Below are 13,687 nucleotides of genomic sequence, written 5' to 3' on the forward strand. Positions count from 1 at the left end.
TGACGAAGGCGTGGCTCTTCCGCCCCTTACCCCTGAACAGCGCGCAGCCGCGCTTGAGAAGGCCGCCGCGGCTCGCCGGGAGCGCGCCGAGGTCAAGAACCGGCTCAAGCACTCCGGCGCATCCCTCCACGACGTCATCGAGCAGGGCCAGAAGAACGACGTCATCGGCAAGATGAAGGTCAGCGCGCTCCTGGAGTCGCTGCCCGGCGTCGGCAAGGTCCGCGCCCGTCAGATCATGGAGCGGCTCGGCATCTCCGAGAGCCGTCGCGTCCGTGGGCTCGGCTCCAACCAGATCGCCGCGCTGGAGCGCGAGTTCGGCGGCAACGCCTCCTGATCCGAGGGGGTGCCGGGTCACGGACCGGGCGGGCGGACCGCCCCCGTGGCCCGGGCACTCCCGGAAACCGGGATAATCACTGCATGACTACTCCCGTCTCCCGGGGGGAAACCCCGGCTCCCCCGGAAAGACACCCCCGGCTGACCGTGCTCTCCGGCCCTTCCGGGGTCGGCAAGAGTACGGTCGTCGCGCATCTGCGGTCCGTGCATCCCGAGGTGTGGCTGTCCGTGTCGGCGACCACCCGCAGGCCCAGACCGGGCGAGCAGCACGGCGTGCACTACTTCTTCGTCGACGACGAGGAGTTCGACAAGCTGATCGCCAACGGCGAACTGCTCGAATGGGCCGAGTTCGCGGGCAACCGCTACGGCACCCCCCGGCGGGCCGTGCTGGACAAGTTGGAGGCCGGTGAGCCGGTGCTGCTGGAGATCGACCTCCAGGGCGCCCGGCTGGTGCGCTCCTCGATGCCCGAGGCGCAGCTGGTCTTCCTCGCCCCGCCGAGCTGGGACGAACTGGTCCGACGGCTGACCGGGCGGGGCACGGAGGCCCCGGAGGTGATCGAACGCCGGCTCTCGGCGGCCAGGACGGAACTGGCCGCCGAGGAGGAGTTCGACGTCACGTTGGTCAACACCTCCGTCGAGGACGTCGCCGCGGAGCTGCTAGCCTTGCTCTGATTGGTCCGGTGGGCGGTGCGCCCGGGCGGCCCGGCCGAAGGGCCGGGCCGGAACGCCGAGCCGAGGGTCGGGTCACACGGCACAGCCGGAGGCCGAGCCCCGAGGCCGGCCCGCCCCGTGCTCCGCCGTCGGCCGTCCGAACGTCTCATCCACTCCGGAAGGCAGAGCGTGTCCTCTTCCATCGCCACGCCCGAGGGCATCATCAATCCGCCGATTGACGAGCTGCTCGAGGCCACTGACTCGAAGTACAGCCTGGTGATCTACGCCGCCAAGCGCGCCCGTCAGATCAACGCGTACTACTCGCAGCTCGGTGAGGGCCTCCTGGAGTACGTCGGCCCGCTGGTGGACACCCACGTCCACGAGAAGCCGCTGTCGATCGCACTCCGCGAGATCAACGCCGGCCTGCTGACCTCCGAGGCCGTGGACTCCCCCAGCTGAGACCGGCGGCACCGGCGGCCAGGAGGTCGCGAGCACCACGTTCACCGGCCCGGCAGACACCCTGCCGGGCCGGTGGTGTGTCATGGGGAGAGCGCACGGACACGCCGTGCCACGGCCCCTTCCCGAGCAGAGGCGGACACGAGCATGGCTGACACGGCCGGTACGCAGAAGACGGCTGACCCCACGGACCGGCCCACGGTGGTCCTCGGCGTGAGCGGCGGCATCGCCGCCTACAAGGCCTGCGAGCTGCTGCGGCGGTTCACCGAGTCCGGCCACGACGTCCGCGTCGTGCCCACGGCCTCCGCCCTCCACTTCGTCGGCGAGGCCACCTGGGCCGCCCTCTCCGGCCGTCCGGCGGCGACCGAGGTCTGGGCGGACGTCCACGAGGTGCCGCACGTGGCGATCGGCCGCGCCGCCGACCTCGTCGTCGTCGCCCCCGCGACGGCCGACACCCTCGCCAGGGCCGCCCACGGACTCGCCGACGACCTGCTCACCAACACGCTCCTCACCGCCCGCTGTCCCGTCGTCTTCGCGCCCGCCATGCACACCGAGATGTGGGAGCACCCGGCGACCCGGGAGAACGTGGCGACGCTGCGCCGCCGGGGGGCCGTGGTGATCGAGCCCGCCACCGGCCGGCTCACCGGAGCCGACACCGGCAAGGGACGCCTGCCCGAGCCGGAGGAGATCTACGCCCTGTGCCGCCGGGTCCTGGCCCGCGGTGTCCCCGCCCGGGACCTGACCGGCCGCCACGTGGTCGTCAGCGCCGGCGGGACCCGCGAGCCGCTGGACCCCGTCCGGTACCTCGGCAACCGCTCCTCCGGGCGGCAGGGCTACGCGCTCGCCGCGACCGCCGCCGCGCGGGGTGCGCGGGTCACGCTCGTGGCCGCCAACACCGCGCTGCCCGACCCCGGGGGCGTCACCGTCGTCCCGGTGGGCACGGCCCGGCAGTTGCGGGAGGCCGTGCTGAAGGCCGCCCCCGACGCGGACGCCGTCGTCATGGCCGCCGCCGTGGCCGACTTCCGGCCCGCCCACTACGCGAGCGGCAAGATCAAGAAGCGGGACGGCCAGGACCCCGAGCCCGTCGCCCTGGTCCGCAACCCCGACGTCCTCGCCGAGGTCGCGGCGGAGCGCGCCCGCCCCGGGCAGGTCGTGGTCGGCTTCGCCGCCGAGACCGACGACGTCCTGGCGGCCGGTCGGGCCAAACTCGCCCGTAAGGGCTGTGACCTGCTCGTCGTCAACGAGGTCGGCGAGGACCGGACGTTCGGCTCCCCGGACAACGAGGCCGTGGTCCTGGCGGCGGACGGCGGCAGCACACCCGTGCCGCACGGCCCGAAGGAGGCCCTCGCCGACACCGTGTGGGACCTCGTCGCCGCGCGGCTGGGGCAAGGCGCACCGCCCGCCGGGGAGTGATGAGGGCAACTCAGTGGGTGAGACACCTTGACCCGTCCACCCGGGCCTGCGGATAAACTGTCAGCGGACCCGCGCGGGGCGCAGCTCCCCGACCGGGCCACCACAGATCAGCCAGCAGCCGCTGCAACCCCAGGGAGCGATGTGTCCCGCCGCCTGTTCACCTCGGAGTCCGTGACCGAGGGCCACCCTGACAAGATCGCTGACCAGATCAGCGACACCATCCTCGACGCCCTCCTGCGGGAGGACCCCTCCTCGCGTGTGGCCGTGGAGACGCTCATCACCACCGGTCTGGTGCACGTCGCCGGAGAGGTCACCACCAAGGCGTACGCCCCCATCGCCTCCCTCGTCCGCGGCAAGATCCTCGACATCGGCTACGACTCGTCCAAGAAGGGCTTCGACGGCGCCTCCTGCGGCGTCTCGGTGTCCATCGGAGCCCAGTCGCCCGACATCGCCCAGGGCGTCGACAGCGCCTACGAGAAGCGCGTCGGGGGCGCCGCCGAGGGCGGGACCGAGGACGAGCTCGACAAGCAGGGCGCCGGCGACCAGGGCCTGATGTTCGGCTACGCCTGCGACGAGACCCCCGAGCTGATGCCGCTGCCGATCACCCTGGCGCACCGGCTCTCCCGGCGGCTCACCGAGGTCCGCAAGAACGGGACGATCCCCTACCTGCGTCCCGACGGCAAGACCCAGGTCACCATCGAGTACGACGGCGACAAGGCCGTCCGCCTGGACACCATCGTCGTCTCCAGCCAGCACGCCTCCGACATCGACCTCGACTCGCTGCTCGCCCCCGACATCCGCGAGTTCGTCGTCGACCACGTGCTGAAGCAGCTCGTCGAGGACGGCCTCAAGCTCGACACCGAGGGCTACCGGCTCCTGGTCAACCCGACCGGCCGCTTCGAGATCGGCGGCCCGATGGGTGACGCCGGGCTGACCGGCCGCAAGATCATCATCGACACCTACGGCGGCATGGCCCGGCACGGCGGTGGCGCCTTCTCGGGCAAGGACCCCTCCAAGGTGGACCGCTCGGCGGCCTACGCCATGCGGTGGGTGGCGAAGAACGTCGTCGCCGCCGGACTGGCCTCCCGCTGCGAGGTGCAGGTCGCCTACGCGATCGGCAAGGCGGAGCCGGTCGGTCTGTTCGTGGAGACCTTCGGCACCGCCACGGTGGACGTCACGAAGATCGAGGAGGCCATCTCCGAGGTCTTCGACCTGCGCCCGGCCGCCATCATCCGCGACCTGGACCTGCTGCGTCCCATCTACGCGCAGACGGCCGCCTACGGGCACTTCGGACGTGAGCTGCCGGACTTCACCTGGGAGCGCACCGACCGCGTGCCGGCCCTGCGCGCGGCCGCCGGCCTGTGAGCCGCTGAGCACCGCCTGACGGTGGGGCCCGCCGCCCGTGGCGGGCCCCACCCTGCGCCGGGTCCCGGGCCCGCCGTCGGGGAGCCGCGTCCGGCGTCCTCGGCCCACCTCCCGGCACGTTCCGGCCCCCGGAGGTGTCGGCGCCGTCTGCTAAGACTGAGGGCGTGAGCAGCGGCAACGGCACCGACGGCGACGGGCAGGCCCCGCCCGCCGAGCAGCTCGCCCTCATCCGCGAGTCCGTGCGGCGCACGGCGCCACGGGCGCGCCCCCGCACCTGGCGCGGCGCGGCCCTCGCGGAGAACCTCCCCGTCGCCCGCGTCCTCGTCGACAAGGGCCTCGTCCACCTGGACCGCTACTTCGACTACGCCGTGCCCGCCGCCATGGACGCCGAGGCACGGCCCGGGGTCCGGGTCCGGGTCCGCTTCGGCGCCGGGGAGCGGGGCGGCCGACGCGAGGGCGGCGGTCTCATCAACGGGTTCATCGTCGAGCGGGTGGCCGAGAGCGACTACCCCGGGGCCCTCGCGCCCCTCGCCCAGGTGCTCTCCCCGGAGCCGGTCCTCACGCCCGCCCTGCTCGCCCTGTGCCGGGCCGTCGCCGACCGCTACGCCGGTGCGCTCGCCGACGTCGTCCAGCTCGCCGTCCCGCCCCGGATGGCCCGGGCCGAACGCACCGCGCCGCCGCCGCCGGACGCACCCGCCCCGCCGCCGACCGCGCCCGAACCCGGCGGCTGGGCCCGGTACCCCGACGGCCCCGCCTTCCTGACCGCGCTCCGCGAGGGCGGCGTGCCGAGGGCGGTGTGGACGGCGCTGCCCGGCCCGCGGTGGCCCGAGGAGCTGGCCCGCGCCCTGCTGACGACCGCCGCGTCCGGCCGGGGCGCCCTCGCCGTCGTCCCCGACGGCCGCGCCGCCGCCCGCGTCAACGCCGCCCTCGCCGCGCTGCACCCCGGCCGCGACCCCCTCCACGTCCTCCTCACCGCCGACGCCGGGCCCGAGGCCCGCTACCGCCGCTGGCTCGCCGTGAGCCGGGGCCGCGCCCGCGTCGTCGTGGGCACCCGGGCGGCCATGTTCGCCCCCGTGCGCGACCTGGGCCTGGTGGCCGTGTGGGACGACGGCGACCAGGCGCTGCGGGACGAGCACGCGCCCCGGCCGCACGCGCGGGAGGTGCTGATGCTGCGCGCCGTGCACGAACGCGCGGCGCTCCTGGTCGGCGGCCACACCCGCACGGTGGAGGGCGAGCGCCTCGTGGACGCCGGCTGGGCCCGTCCGCTGGCGGCCGACCGGGCCACCGTGCGGGCGACCGCCCCCCTCGTGCGCACCGTGGGAGACCTCGACGAGGCCCGCGACGTCGCGGCCCGCACCGCCCGGCTGCCCAGCCTCGCCTGGCGGGCCGCGCGGGACGCCCTACGGCTCGGGCCCGTCCTGGTGCAGGTTCCGCGCCGGGGCTACGTCCCCCGGCTGGCCTGCGAGCGCTGCCGCGAACCGGCGCGCTGCCCCCACTGCCACGGCCCGCTGACCTCGCCCGGGGCCGCCCGGGAGCTCACCTGCGGCTGGTGCGGCCGGGCCTCACCGCACTGGCGCTGCCCGGCCTGCGGCGGCGCGCGGCTGCGGGCCAGCGTGGTGGGCGCGCACCGTACGGCGGAGGAGCTGGGCCGGGCCTTCCAGGGGGTACCGGTCCGCGTCTGCGGGGGCGACCAGGCCGTCCCCACCGTCGAGGACCGAGCGGCCCTGGTCGTGAGCACGCCCGGGGCCGAGCCCGTGGCCGACGGGCCGGGTTACGCGGCCGCCCTCCTGCTGGACGCGTGGGCGCTGCTCGGCCGCGCCGACCTGCGGGCCGAGGAGGACGCCCTGCGCCGCTGGCTGGCGGCGTCCGCCCTGGTCCGCCCGCACACCGAGGGCGGCACCGTGGTCGCCGTCGCCGAGCCGACCCTGCGTCCGGTGCAGGCGCTGGTCCGCTGGAACCCGGAGGGCCACGCCGCGCGCGAGCTGGCCGAACGGGCCGAGCTCGGCTACCCGCCGGTGTCGCGCATGGCCGCCGTCAGCGGGCTGCCGGAGGCCGTCGCCGCGTTCCTCGCGGCCGCCCGCCTGCCCCCCGACGCCGAGATCCTGGGCCCGGTGCCCCTGCCGCGCCGGGAGCCCGGACAGCCCCGCCGCACCGGCGACCCGCCGCCGGGGGAGGCGTGGGAGCGCGCGCTCGTACGCGTCCCGCCCGGCAGTGGCGCGGCGCTGGCCGCCGCGCTGCGCACGGCGCAGGCGGCCCGGCTCAGTCGCCGTGAAGGCCCCCCCGTCCGCATCCTGATCGACCCGACGGACCTCGGCTGAGCCGCGGCACAGCGGCCGCACGCCCCGAGGCGGCCGCGCGGGCACCGGGCTCAGCCGCCCCGCGGCCCGGGGAAGGCGCCCGGCCGCGCCCCCGGCACGCTGCGGGCCGCCGGCACCGTCGGCGTCACCGGGGCCGCGCCCGGCCCGCCCGACCCGCTCGGAGCGCCCGGCCCGATGACGTCCTGGGCCGCCCCCACGGCCGCGGCCGACCGGTCGGCCGACCCCGGCGCCGCGTCACCGGCACGCCGCGAACCTCCGTAGCGCCGGTGCACCGCCTGCTTGGTGACGCCGAGCGCGGAGCCCACCGCGTCCCAGGAGAACCCGAGCGAGCGGTCGAACTCGACGGCGGCCGTCACCAGGCTCTCCACGCTCTCGCGCAGCTCCTGCGCCAGCCGCACGGTCGGCGCGGGGGCCCGGCCGTAGACGACGAAGCCGGCCGACGGGCCGGTGCGGCGCGGGCGGTAGACGTTCCCCAACTGGGCGGTGAGGGTGCGCAGCGCGTCCACCTGCCGGCGGACCCGCTCGATGTCCCGTACCAGGAGGTGCAGGCTGGCGCGTGCCTGGGCGTCGTGGGTGGCGTGGTCGGCCATGGACAAGCCTCTCGAACCGGCGTGGAAGGGGCCGCCGAACGACCGGCCGTCCAGCGCCCCCTACGGTCACATCGCCTTGCCCAACGCCGGATCCGGGCCGGGGGTCACGGCCGGGGCGCGAGCGGGGGTCCCACGGGGCGCGCAGCGGCCGGGCACGCCCCACCGGGCCGCGGTCCGTGACGGCCGTAGACTGATGCGCCGTCCGACGACGCGTCCCGCGTCCCGTCTTCGTCCTGGCGCGGCCCGGAGAGGCAGCCCGGAGAGGTAGTCCCCACCGATGAAGCTCGTCTTCGCCGGCACCCCCGAGGTCGCCGTGCCCGCTCTGGACGCCCTGATCGCCTCCGAGCGGCACGAGGTCGCCGCCGTCGTCACCCGGCCCGACGCGCCGGCCGGACGCGGCCGCCGGCTGGTGGCGAGCCCGGTCGCCGAGCGGGCCGAGGAGGAGGGCATCGAGATCCTGCGCCCGGCGAGCCCGCGCGACCCCGCCTTCCAGGAGCGGCTGCGGCGGATCGCCCCGGACTGCTGCCCCGTCGTCGCCTACGGCGCGCTGCTGCCGGAGCCGGCGTTGGAGATCCCGGCGCACGGCTGGGTCAATCTGCACTTCTCGCTCCTGCCGGCCTGGCGCGGCGCGGCGCCCGTCCAGCACGCCGTGCTCGCCGGGGACGAGCTGACGGGCGCGTCCACCTTCCAGATCGAGCGGGGACTGGACTCCGGGCCGGTCTACGGCGTGGTCACCGAGGAGGTCCGCCCCACGGACACCAGCGGCGACCTGCTGACCCGGCTCGCGCTCGCCGGCGCGGGCCTGCTCGCCGCGACGATGGACGGCATCGAGGACGGCACGCTGCACGCCGTGCCGCAGCCCGCCGAGGGCGTCAGCCACGCCCCGAAGCTCACCGTGGCCGACGCCCGGGTCGACTGGAGCGCCCCGGCCCTGCGCGTGGACCGCGTCGTACGCGGCTGCTCCCCGGCGCCCGGCGCCTGGACGGTCTTCCGCGGCGAGCGGCTCAAGCTCGTGCAGGCCGCGCCCGACCCGCGGGTCACCGACCTGGCGCCGGGCGAGCTGCGTGCGGGCAAGCACAGCGTCCACGTCGGCACCGGCTCCCACGCCGTCGAGCTGCGGTGGGTCCAGCCGCAGGGCAAGAAGCCCATGCAGGCCGCCGACTGGGCCCGCGGCGCCCGCACCAGTGCGGGCGAGCACCTCGGGGACTGACGACCCGCGCGCCACCCCCGTGCCCCCGGTGCCGCACCCCCCCCGGTACCGGGACGGGCGGCCCACCGCCCCGCGTAAGCTGGGACCTTTCGCCGATCGAGCCGTTCCCGACCCCCGGAGCACCTTCCACGTGAGTGACCCGACCCGTCGCCGCCCCCCGCGTCCGCCCGCGCCCCGGCGCCGCCCGCGCAAGGACCCGGTGCGCGTCCTGGCCTTCGAGGCGCTGCGCGCGGTGGACGAACGGGACGCCTACGCCAACCTGGTCCTGCCCCCGCTGCTGCGCAGGGCCCGGGACGCCGGGGAGCTCGACGCGCGCGACGCCGCCTTCGCCACCGAACTGGTCTACGGCACCCTGCGCCGCCAGGGCACCTACGACGCCGTCATCGCCGCCTGTGTGGACCGCCCCCTGCGGGAGGTCGACCCGCCGGTGCTCGACGTGCTGTCCCTGGGCGCCCACCAGCTGCTCGGCACCCGCACCCCGCCGCACGCCGCCGTCAGCGCCAGCGTCGACCTCGCCCGCTTCGTGCTGAGCGACGGGCGGGCGAAGTTCGTCAACGCCGTCCTGCGCCGGATCGCCGCCCACGACCTGGACGGCTGGCTGACGCGCGTCGCCCCGCCCTTCGAGGACGACCCGGTCGAGCACCTGTCCCTCGTCCACGCCCACCCGCGCTGGATCGTCTCGGCGCTGTGGGACGCGCTCGGGCCCCGGGCCGGGCGGGAGGAGATCGAGGCCCTGCTGGCCGCCGACAACGAACGCCCCGAGGTCACCCTGGTCGCCCGCCCCGGCCGGTCCACCGTCGAGGAGCTGCTGGGCCCGGACGGGCAGCAGGCCCGGCCCGGCCACTGGTCGCCCTACGCCGCCCGGTTCACCGAGGGCGGGGAACCGGGGGCCGTGCCGGCCGTCCGCGAGGGACGTGCCGGAGTGCAGGACGAGGGCAGCCAGCTGGTGGCCCTCGCGCTGGCGAACGCGCCGCTGGCGGGCGGCGACGCCCGCTGGCTGGACGGCTGCGCAGGACCGGGCGGCAAGGCGGCCCTCCTGGCCGCGCTGGCGGCCGGGCGGGGCGCCGCCCTGGTGGCCGCCGAGAAGCAGCAGCACCGGGCCCGCCTGGTCGCCCGCGCCCTGGCGGGCAACCCGGGCCCCTACCAGGTGGTCACCGCCGACGGCACGCGTCCGGCGTGGCGCCCCGGGACCTTCGACCGGGTCCTCGTCGACGTGCCCTGCACCGGGCTGGGCGCGCTGCGCCGCCGCCCCGAGGCCCGCTGGCGCCGCCGCCCCGAGGACCTGGACGGCTTCGCGCCGCTCCAGCGGGCCCTGCTGGCGGAGGCCCTGGACGCCGCCCGCCCCGGCGGCGTCGTCGGCTACGCGACGTGCTCCCCCCACCCGGCGGAGACCCGCGCGGTGGTGGAGGACGTCCTGCGCGGACCCCGGGCCGGGGGCGCGGAGTGGATCGACGCCCGCCCGCTGCTCCCCGGCGTGCCCGCGCTGGGGGAGGGCCCCGACGTCCAGCTGTGGCCGCACCGCCACGGCACCGACGCGATGTACCTCGCCCTGCTGCGCAGGACGGGCTGAGGCCCGGGCGGCCCGGCGGGCCGGGGAGAGGCGCCCGAGGGCCCGTCGGTACCGAGCGCCATACTGGGGCCATGGCTCAGATCAACCCCAGCATCCTCTCCGCCGACTTCGCCCGCCTGGCCGACGAGGCCAAGGCGGTCGAAGGGGCCGACTGGCTCCACGTGGACGTCATGGACGCCCACTTCGTCCCGAACCTCACGCTCGGCGTCCCCGTCGTCGAGGCCCTCGGCAAGGCCACGGGCACGCCCCTGGACTGCCACCTCATGATCGAGGACCCGGACCGCTGGGCCCCGCAGTACGTCGAGGCGGGAGCCGGTTCCGTGACCTTCCACGCCGAGGCGGCCGCCGCCCCCGTCCGCCTCGCGCGCGAGATCCGGGCCAAGGGCGCCCGCGCGTCCATGGCGCTGAAGCCCGCCACGCCGATCGAGCCGTACGAGGACCTGCTGCCGGAGCTGGACATGCTCCTGGTGATGACGGTGGAGCCCGGCTTCGGCGGTCAGGCGTTCCTCGACATCATGCTGCCCAAGATCCGGCGCACCCGGCGGCTCATCGAGAAGCACGGACTGCAGATGTGGCTGCAGGTCGACGGCGGCGTGTCCGCGTCCACCATCGAGCAGTGCGCCGAGGCCGGTGCCGACGTCTTCGTCGCCGGTTCCGCCGTCTACGGCACCGACGACCCGGCCGCGGCCGTCCGGGCGCTGCGCCGCCAGGCCGAGGAGGCGACGGCGCGCGCCTGCGCCCACTGAAGCCGTCCCCGCGCACCGGCGCTGCGCCGTCCCCGGTGGGTGCGCCGTGCACGCGACGGATCGAGGACGCCGTTCGATCTGCGAGGATGAACCCGCGGCGTGAAGGTGATGATGGCTGACAGTGAGGTGAGTTGCGGTGTCGACGGGTCGGGCAGCAGCGAGGATGGGGCCCGCCGAGCTGATGCAGGCTGCGGCGATGGCACGCCGCTTCTACCTGGAGGGCAAGTCCAAGATCCAGATCGCTGACGAGTTCGGCGTCAGCCGCTTCAAGGTGGCCCGTGTCCTGGAGACGGCGCTGGAGCACGACCTGGTCCGCATCGAGATCCGCGTCCCCGCCGAGCTGGACGCCGAGCGCTCCGACGCGCTGCGGGCCCGCTTCGGCCTGCGGCACGCCGTCGTCGCCGAGTCCCCCGCCGACACCGCCGAGACGGTGGAGAACGTGGCCGACCCGGAGAACCTGGGCGAGGTCGCCGCCGACCTCCTCGGCGAGCTGGTCACCGAGGGGGACGTGCTCGGTCTGGCCTGGGGGCGCTCGACCATCCACATGGCCACCGCGCTGCGCCGGCTCCCGCCGTGCACGGTCGTCCAGCTCACCGGCGTGTACGACGCGGGCACGGCCGACCGGGGCTCGGTGGAGGCCGTGCGGCGGGCCGCCGAGGTCGCCGGGGGAGAGGCGCACCCGATCTACGCCCCGATGCTCCTGCCGGACTCGGCCACGGCGGCCGCGCTGCGCCACCAGACGGGCATCGCCGCCGCCTTCGAGTACTTCGACAAGGTGACGGTGGCGGCCGTGTCCATCGGTTCCTGGGAGCCGGGAATCTCCACCGTCCACGACATGCTGTCCGAACGGGAGCGCGCGCACTACGCCTCCCTCGGCGTCGCCGCCGAGATGTCCGCCCACCTGTTCGACGGGGACGGCCGCCGCATCGGGCGGGACCTGGGCGAGCGGTGCATCACCGTCGAGGCGGCCCGGCTGCGCCGGGTGCCGGAGGTGGTGGCCATCGCGGGCGGACGCCGCAAGGCCGCCGCCATCGGTGCCGTCCTGCGCTCGGGCCTGGTCACCAGCCTGGTGACGGACACGGCGGCCGCCGACGCGCTGCTGGAGGACCGGCGTCCCGTGCGGCGTCCGGCACTGGAGCGCGCGGACCCCGACGAGGCGTGAGCGACCGGAAACGGAGTAGGCCATGACCACGCGACGCACCCCACTGCCGGGAGTCGGCGTCCAGTACGACCTCAGCACGCGCGACGGACGGCACATCTCCGTCGTCGCCCACCAGGACGGCCGGCGCTTCCTCGGCTTCTACCGTCCCGACGACCCGGACGCCTGCCAGGCCACCATCCCGCTGGATCCGGACGAGGCCGGCGCGCTGGCGGAGCTGATCTCGCCCGAGGCGGCGGCGTCCACCACGGTCCAGCACGGCGACATCGAGCTGGACCTGGTCAGCGAGCGCATCACCGTCGGGCCCCAGTCCCCCTATCGCGGCCGGCTCCTGGCCGACACCAGGGCCCGCCGCCGCACCGGCGCGTCCGTCGTCGCCGTGCTGCGGCGGACCGGGGCCGTGCCCTCCCCGCGCCCGGACTTCCGCCTGGAGGCCGGGGACGTGCTGCTCGTCGTCGGGACGCGGCAGGGTGTGGACGCCGCCGCCGAGCTGATCGCCGGGACCCTGGGCGCCGACGAGGACGAGGCCTGACCCGTGCACCACACCACCGTCCTGCTCATCGAGCTGGGCGCCGTCATCCTCGGTCTGGGGCTGCTGGCGCGCTTCGCCGGGCGGATCGGGATGTCCCCGATCCCGCTCTACCTCCTCGTGGGGCTCGCCTTCGGCCACGGCGGTCTGCTGCCGCTCAGCACCAGTGAGGAGTTCATCGAGGTCGGCGCCGAGATCGGCGTCATCCTCCTGCTGCTCATGCTGGGGCTGGAGTACACGGCCTCGGAGCTCGTCACCAGCCTGCGCACCCAGTACCCGACCGGGATCGTCGACCTCGTCCTGAACGCCACCCCGGGCGCGGTCGCCGGGTGGGCGCTGGGCTGGGGGCCGGTCGGCATCATCGCCCTGGCGGGGATCACCTGGATCTCCTCCTCGGGCGTCATCGCCAAGGTCCTCGCCGACCTCGGGCGGCTGGGCAACCGCGAGACGCCGGTGGTCCTCGGCGTGCTGGTGATGGAGGACCTGGCGATGGCGGTGTACCTGCCGCTGCTGACGGCCCTCCTGGCCGGTCTGAGCCTGGCCGGGGCCAGCCTGTCCCTGACGATCGCGCTGGGCACCGCCGCGCTCGTGCTCTTCCTCGCGCTGCGCCACGGCCGCCTCATCAGCCGCGCCGTCTCCTCGGAGAACCCGGAGATGCTGCTGCTGGTCGTCCTCGGGCTGACCCTGCTCGTGGCCGGGGTCGCCCAGCGGCTCCAGGTCTCGGCGGCGGTCGGCGCGTTCCTCGTGGGCATCGCGATCTCCGGCGAGGTGGCGCACAGCGCGCGGTCGCTCCTCACGCCGCTGCGCGACCTCTTCGCGGCCGTCTTCTTCGTCTTCTTCGGCCTCTCCACCGTTCCGGCGAACATCCCGCCCGTCCTGCTGCCCGCGCTGGCGCTGGCGGCGGTGTCCGTCGCGACGAAGATCCTCACCGGGTGGTACGCCGCCCGGCGGGCCGGGATCGGTACCAAGGGACGGCTCAGGGCCGGGGGCGCGCTGGTGGCGCGGGGGGAGTTCTCCATCGTCATCGCCGGGCTGGCGGCGGGGGCCCAGCCGGGGCTGCGTCCGGTGGCGACGGCCTACGTCCTGATCCTGGTCATCGCCGGGCCGCTCACCGCCCGCTGGACGGAGCCGGTGGTCCGCGGGCTGCGGGGGCTGGGGCGCGGTGGTCCTCCCGCCGGGCCCCTCCCGCCGCCGGCCGGGGGCGGCGGCGCCGAGGTGGGGGCGGGGCGTTCGTAGCTTCCGCCGAGGGCGGGCCGCGCGGTGTGGTGGATCGTCCGGGGGTCCGCCCGGAAGGCGCCGTGGGACAATGAAGTACGTGCGTTTTCCTCGGCCGACGCGGCCCGAGGC

At 75.9% G+C, this 13,687-nt stretch carries 13 protein-coding genes; 12 read left to right on the forward strand and 1 reads right to left on the reverse strand.

The genetic code is table 11. From position 1 onward, the window contains the following. Positions 1 to 10: 10 nt before the first annotated feature. The 6 genes from mihF to IF129_RS09020 all read left to right on the forward strand — a co-directional run bounded on the left by mihF (position 11) and on the right by IF129_RS09020 (position 6,536). A complete protein-coding gene (gene mihF / locus IF129_RS08995) occupies positions 11 to 334 on the forward strand; it encodes an integration host factor, actinobacterial type (protein ID WP_191208987.1) in 324 nt (107 codons plus the stop codon). 83 nt (positions 335 to 417) lie between these two features. Then, positions 418 to 1,005 carry a guanylate kinase gene (gene gmk, locus IF129_RS09000; RefSeq protein ID WP_191208988.1) on the forward strand — a complete coding sequence of 196 codons (588 nt, stop codon included), beginning with the start codon at positions 418 to 420 and terminating at the stop codon, positions 1,003 to 1,005. Between the two features lie 168 nt (positions 1,006 to 1,173). Next, on the forward strand, positions 1,174 to 1,443 hold the full coding sequence (gene rpoZ / locus IF129_RS09005) for a DNA-directed RNA polymerase subunit omega (protein ID WP_191208989.1): 270 nt from the start codon (positions 1,174 to 1,176) through the stop codon (positions 1,441 to 1,443). Positions 1,444 to 1,587: 144 nt separating this feature from the next. Continuing rightward, positions 1,588 to 2,853 (forward strand): bifunctional phosphopantothenoylcysteine decarboxylase/phosphopantothenate--cysteine ligase CoaBC, encoded by a 1,266-nt coding sequence (gene coaBC / locus IF129_RS09010; protein ID WP_191208990.1) that lies wholly within the window; start codon positions 1,588 to 1,590, stop codon positions 2,851 to 2,853. A gap of 141 nt (positions 2,854 to 2,994) precedes the next feature. Continuing rightward, the gene (gene metK, locus IF129_RS09015) at positions 2,995 to 4,218 is read left to right on the forward strand and encodes a methionine adenosyltransferase (protein WP_191208991.1); all 1,224 of its coding nucleotides are present in this window, start codon (positions 2,995 to 2,997) and stop codon (positions 4,216 to 4,218) included. A gap of 164 nt (positions 4,219 to 4,382) precedes the next feature. Then, positions 4,383 to 6,536, forward strand: coding sequence for a primosomal protein N' (locus IF129_RS09020; protein ID WP_191208992.1), 2,154 nt, complete (start codon positions 4,383 to 4,385; stop codon positions 6,534 to 6,536). A gap of 50 nt (positions 6,537 to 6,586) precedes the next feature. Here the strand turns inward: IF129_RS09020 and IF129_RS09025 are convergent, their stop codons facing one another. Beyond that, complete coding sequence (locus IF129_RS09025) at positions 6,587 to 7,126, reverse strand: hypothetical protein (RefSeq protein WP_191208993.1); 540 nt, start codon at positions 7,124 to 7,126, stop codon at positions 6,587 to 6,589. A 277-nt stretch (positions 7,127 to 7,403) separates the two neighbouring features. Here IF129_RS09025 and fmt point away from each other — a divergent pair, with 277 nt between their 5' ends. The 6 genes from fmt to IF129_RS09055 all read left to right on the forward strand — a co-directional run bounded on the left by fmt (position 7,404) and on the right by IF129_RS09055 (position 13,576). Beyond that, positions 7,404 to 8,336: a methionyl-tRNA formyltransferase gene (fmt, locus tag IF129_RS09030; RefSeq protein ID WP_191208994.1), complete on the forward strand. Its 933-nt coding sequence runs from the start codon at positions 7,404 to 7,406 to the stop codon at positions 8,334 to 8,336. Positions 8,337 to 8,466: 130 nt separating this feature from the next. Next, positions 8,467 to 9,906, forward strand: coding sequence for an RsmB/NOP family class I SAM-dependent RNA methyltransferase (locus IF129_RS09035; protein ID WP_191208995.1), 1,440 nt, complete (start codon positions 8,467 to 8,469; stop codon positions 9,904 to 9,906). A gap of 71 nt (positions 9,907 to 9,977) precedes the next feature. Next, positions 9,978 to 10,652 (forward strand): ribulose-phosphate 3-epimerase, encoded by a 675-nt coding sequence (gene rpe, locus IF129_RS09040; protein WP_191208996.1) that lies wholly within the window; start codon positions 9,978 to 9,980, stop codon positions 10,650 to 10,652. Between the two features lie 163 nt (positions 10,653 to 10,815). Next, the gene (locus IF129_RS09045) at positions 10,816 to 11,814 is read left to right on the forward strand and encodes a sugar-binding transcriptional regulator (RefSeq protein WP_191208997.1); all 999 of its coding nucleotides are present in this window, start codon (positions 10,816 to 10,818) and stop codon (positions 11,812 to 11,814) included. Positions 11,815 to 11,836: 22 nt separating this feature from the next. After that, positions 11,837 to 12,343, forward strand: coding sequence for a cation:proton antiporter regulatory subunit (locus tag IF129_RS09050; RefSeq protein ID WP_191208998.1), 507 nt, complete (start codon positions 11,837 to 11,839; stop codon positions 12,341 to 12,343). A 3-nt stretch (positions 12,344 to 12,346) separates the two neighbouring features. Beyond that, positions 12,347 to 13,576 (forward strand): cation:proton antiporter, encoded by a 1,230-nt coding sequence (locus IF129_RS09055; protein ID WP_191208999.1) that lies wholly within the window; start codon positions 12,347 to 12,349, stop codon positions 13,574 to 13,576. The last annotated feature ends 111 nt before the right edge of the window (positions 13,577 to 13,687 follow it).

It is taken from the genome of Streptomyces chumphonensis, assembly GCF_014779715.1.
In the GTDB taxonomy this organism is placed as follows: Bacteria; Actinomycetota; Actinomycetes; order Streptomycetales; family Streptomycetaceae; genus Streptomyces; species Streptomyces chumphonensis.